At 36.2% G+C, this 4,966-nt stretch carries 4 protein-coding genes and 1 other annotated feature; all 4 genes read right to left on the bottom strand.

What is annotated here, in order from left to right; genetic code table 11:
* The coding region (locus tag ACPYKA_RS18775; RefSeq protein ID WP_479543728.1) for an ABC transporter permease at positions 1–467 on the bottom strand (467 nt) is incomplete at its 3' end.
* A complete protein-coding gene (locus ACPYKA_RS18770) occupies positions 460–1,422 on the bottom strand; it encodes an ABC transporter substrate-binding protein (RefSeq protein ID WP_479543727.1) in 963 nt (320 codons plus the stop codon). The genes ACPYKA_RS18770 and ACPYKA_RS18775, both read right to left, overlap by 8 nt.
* A gap of 14 nt (positions 1,423–1,436) precedes the next feature.
* A complete protein-coding gene (locus tag ACPYKA_RS18765; protein ID WP_479543726.1) occupies positions 1,437–2,210 on the bottom strand; it encodes an ABC transporter ATP-binding protein in 774 nt (257 codons plus the stop codon).
* A 315-nt stretch (positions 2,211–2,525) separates the two neighbouring features.
* Positions 2,526–4,112 (bottom strand): phosphoglycerate dehydrogenase, encoded by a 1,587-nt coding sequence (gene serA / locus ACPYKA_RS18760; protein WP_479543725.1) that lies wholly within the window; start codon positions 4,110–4,112, stop codon positions 2,526–2,528.
* 269 nt (positions 4,113–4,381) lie between these two features.
* Positions 4,382–4,605 (bottom strand) — a binding site (T-box leader).
* Positions 4,606–4,966: the final 361 nt, after the last annotated feature.

Below are 4,966 nucleotides of genomic sequence, written 5' to 3'. Positions count from 1 at the left end.
TTTGCAGCTATTTTCAGATAATGAACATCGATATTCCTGACCCCATTAACTGTCGTTAAAAGAATTGGAAAAAAAGCTGCGATAAATATAATTACAATGGCAGGCATATTACCAATTCCAAACCATAATACGATAAACGGTGACCATGCTACAGGTGAAATAGGCCGTAATATTTGAACGACTGGATCAATAACAGCCCATAATTTTCTACTTCTCCCTAGCATTAAACCAAAAATAATAGCTGGGAAAACCGCAAGTAAATAGCCAATCGTAAATCGAAACATACTATCTTTCAAATGAATGAATAACGAACCGTCCAAAAACAATTCAACTATCGCTTGGAAGACTACGAAAGGTCCTGGAAATAAAGCTTCTTCATATTGACCAATCGCTACAATCAATTGCCAAAAAACAATTAATATAATAATGCTACATAAAAAATACCTCATCCTATTAATCTTAGTCATCATCATTCCCCCCATCTATCAAGCTATTGTCAACAAACTCTTCATATTGCGGTGGTGACTCCATTAACTGAAGTTGAATGACACGGTTTCTTAATTTGTTGTACTCTGCTTCCTCTATTCGAAGAGAATCAAAAGAAATCCATTCAAGTGAAAGATCTAAAACTTCTTGGTCTACATTCATAAACTGATTTAATGCATCGTCTAAATCCTTTTCTTTCTTATGAGCTCGTTTGCCGGCATCAACATAATGATTCATAAAAACATTTGCAACATCCGCATTTTCTTCCATAAAATCACCCCGTAACACGAGCACACAACAATACGAATTTGGCCAAAAACTTTCGGAAAAAGCAAGTACCTTTCCAACATCTAAGTTAATTGCCAATGCTCCAAACGGTTCTGCAACGACGTACCCGGCTATTCTTTCTTCGGCAAGTGCGGCCGGCATCTCAGCAGGCGGAAGTTCAACAATATTCACATCATCATAGGTAAGTCCTTCTTGAAGTATTAATTCATTTAATAATAAATGATGTGTTGAATACGTATGTGGAATAGCAAACGTCTCACCTTGTAAGTCTTTAACAGTCTTGATATCCTTTGAAGATATTAAAACGTTTCCATCTTGATGACCAAGAGCAACTGCTTTTAGGTCTATGCCTTTTTCTTTTGCTTTCATCGCTAATTGGATTAACACTGACGCACCATCAATTCTTCCTGCATTTAAAGCATCCATTAGATCTGGCCACGAATTAAATTTAATTAATTCAACTTCATACGTTCTGTCGTCTCCTTCATTTGTATATGAATCGAGAAACAAAGGGGCAGCATGAGTAATAGGCAGATAACCAATCTTTATAACAGGTTTCGTTGATGAAGTTTGTTGCACCTTTCCATTACAGGCAGATAATAATATTAAAATTGATAAAAACCAATAAACGACTGGCTTTTGGGACAAAATGCACCCCCTCCCTATATAAAGTACTCCGGCTTATTCACTTCATTACTTAGCTTAAATGTTTCAAAAATTTTGCTTCTGTAATAGTGAAAGGCATCATTTGATCTACTACGTGGTTTAGGTAAATCAATTGATATCGTTTGATAAATTTCTCCTGGATTCGAACTCATAATTAAAATTCGATCAGACAAATATACCGCTTCATCAATATCATGTGTCACGAGTAAAATAGTAAGTTGCTCCTGTTCTTGCATCCGAATTAATTCATCTTGTAAGTGATAACGATTAAACGTATCTAATGCGGCGAAAGGTTCATCCATTAAGATAACATCTGGCTGCATTGCAAATGCCCGGGCAATCGCTACACGTTGTTGCATTCCTCCTGATAGTTCGTGAGGATAATTAGTTAAATATGCGTTTAAACCGACAAGTTCCAATACCTTTATCGCTTTTTCACGCTTTAACTTACTTTCGCCACTCAACCCCAAAACCACATTATCAAGCACTGTCCGCCAAGGTAGTAAATTATGTTGTTGGAATAATATAATACAATTCCTTTCTGGCTTCGTAACAACTTTTTCATTCACCAATACCTTACCTTCATCTGGAAATGTAAACCCTCCTACTAGGTTTAATATAGAACTTTTTCCACAACCACTTTCTCCAAGTAAGGTTACAACCTCTCCTTTTTTAACTGTAAAAGATATATCTTTTATAACTTGTTTTTTTAGGTTATTTCGTTTATACGACTTACAAACATTAGACAAACTAATAATTGATTTCGTCATTCCATAACCACCTATTTATATTAATCATATAAAATTACTTTGTTTAATAATACTATACAGTTAAGAATAAAATTTGCAACCCTTTTTAGAAAAATAAGGCAAATGAACTAGTAGGTTAAATAGATGTAGGTGAAGGGATTTTGTTATCCATACTAAATTTTTGTCAGTTATCTGTTAAGTTACACTGGGGACAGTGCGTAATTTACTCTAACGAAATACAGTAATAATTTAAAGCATCCGCTTAATGAGTAAATAGCAGTGTTTTCTAACCAAAAAAACTGCTTGAATTGATCGACATCAATTCAAGCAGTTGTATTATAAATCTACAGTTGTAACCCGATCGAATCCTTCCATAGCTCGGATTTGAGCCAATTCATCTTTTGTTAAAGGGCGATCAATCGTAAGCATCATAATCGCATTGCCACCAATATGTTTACGTCCAACTTGCATTGTAGCAATATTTACATCATTTTCTGCAAGTAAGTTACCGACACGACCGATTGCACCAGGCTGGTCAACATGGTGAACGAACACTAAATGACCTTCAGGAATAACGTCCATACTGTAATCATCCACTTTTACAATACGTGCGCCTAGACCATTTAATAATGTTCCAGATACTCTTTGTTTTTTAGATTTTGTAATTATTTCAACTGTAATTAAATTTGTAAAACCGCGAGCTGCGGATGTTTTCTTTTCATGTACCGTAATGCCTTTTCGTTCAGCTAAATAAGAAGCATTCACATTGTTAACATGTGTTCCTAAATAGCGACTTAATAAGCCCTTTAATGTGTTCTGAGTAAGTGGAGCAATTTCGAGTGCTGTTAAATCTCCGGCATAATTAATGTTAATTTCTTCAATAGCTTCTTCTGCTAAATGAGCTAAGAATAGACCAAGCTTTTCCGAAAGATAGAAATATGGTTCAATTTTTCTCATTACTTCTCTCGGTACAGAAGGTATATTAACCGGGTTTCTTGCAAGCCCACCAGATAGGATACGTACTACGTCATGACTGACATCTATAGCCACATTTTCTTGCGCCTCTACTGTGCTAGCTCCTAGATGAGGAGTTGCAATTACTTCATTTAATTCAAGCACTTTATGGTCAATTGCCGGCTCTTCTTCAAACACGTCAAGTGCAGCACCAGCTACTTTTCCATTAACGATTGCTTCATAAAGATCATCTTCATTAATAATACCGCCACGTGCACAGTTTATGACACGAACACCATCTTTCATTTTCGCAAAGGCTTCTTTATTAATGATATGGCGTGTTTCTTTAAGGAGCGGCGTATGAACGGTTATAAAGTCTCCCGCTTCTAACACTTCGTCCAATGTACCATAACCAATTCCCATAGCTTCTGCTTTTTCTTTTGAAAAGAACGGATCATATGCAATAACGTTCATTCTTTGTCCTTTAGCGCGCCGTGCAACTTCTGCACCAATTCGTCCAAGCCCGACAATTCCAAGTGTTTTATCACGTAATTCAATACCGACATATGATTTACGATCCCACTTTTTGTTTTTGATGGACATATATGCTTGTGGAATATTTCTCGCTAATGACATAATCATTGCCATCGTATGCTCCGCAGCAGAGTTTGTATTTCCATCTGGTGCGTTTACGACGATGATCCCATTTTCTGTCGCAGCGTCTAGATCAATGTTATCGACACCCACACCTGCTCGACCAATCACCTTTAAGTTATGTCCTTTTTCAATCACTTCACGAGTTACTTGTGTTTGACTACGAACTAATAAACCATCGTAATTACCAATCTTATTTAGTAGTTCTTCCGGTGATAGACCTGTATCAATTTCTACTTCGATGTTGTCAGCTTCTCTTAATGGAAAAATACCATCCTCGCTTAATGGGTCACTAATTAATATTTTAAAAGCCATTTTTCTCCTCCTCGTTCCTCTGGGGTCTAAATGTAGTTTAAGCAGTTTTAGTGAAATATGCACATGCTGTTGGGTTACCCCTTGCCCTAATTTGATTTTCGCCTAAGCTTTTTCAATCAATTTCAAACATACTAAAAATTTTCTACATATCAACTGGTTTCAATATCCCCTATGAGTTTGGAATCCATAATGGTTCACATCTTGATGCACAGCTCCTTTTATAATGGTGAAACATTAATAAAATAAAAAAACTTTCCACCCCTAAATATATAAGGGGCGAAAAGATATTTTTCCGCGGTACCACCCTTGTTCACTGCAAAAATAAACAGTCTTCGTTGGTTAGGTGTTTAACGCACACATACGAACGAATCTACTCACGTTCAATTCGTCTATTCAGTAAGGGCTATTTATTATTTTAAGCACTAGTTTCCACCAACCACTAGCTCTCTAAAAGTCTTAAAAATAATAAATGTATCTTCTTCATCATAATTTTAATATTGTTAATTTACCTCTTTATCATAGCAAATTAGCTTCAATTGTCAACATTTTTAGACAAACAAATTTTGACAAGTTTTTGTCTTTTTGTCTTAACTTTTCCCTAAACTATATTTCTATGCTTCATAGTTGAAGGTTGAGTAATAAAAATTTAAAACTAGTTACAGCTTCGTTGATTTCCATCGTAGAAATAAAAACAAAGCTACAAAACAGAATACCGCTACGGAAATACACTACGCTTTCCGTGGGCGGCTGTTGAGCCCCCTTGTGCTATGCACTGCGTGGTCTCACCGAGGCCTTTCCTCCCACAGGAGTCTCCGTGTATTTCCTTCGCTGGGATGGATTTATTGGACAAAAGG

The sequence above is a fragment of the Pseudogracilibacillus amylolyticus (SeqCode) genome, from assembly GCF_051918545.1.
In the GTDB taxonomy this organism is placed as follows: Bacteria; Bacillota; Bacilli; order Bacillales; family Amphibacillaceae; genus Pseudogracilibacillus.
The sequence above is the reverse complement of the archived record's forward strand: the minus strand, read 5'-3'. Positions and strand labels throughout refer to the sequence as shown.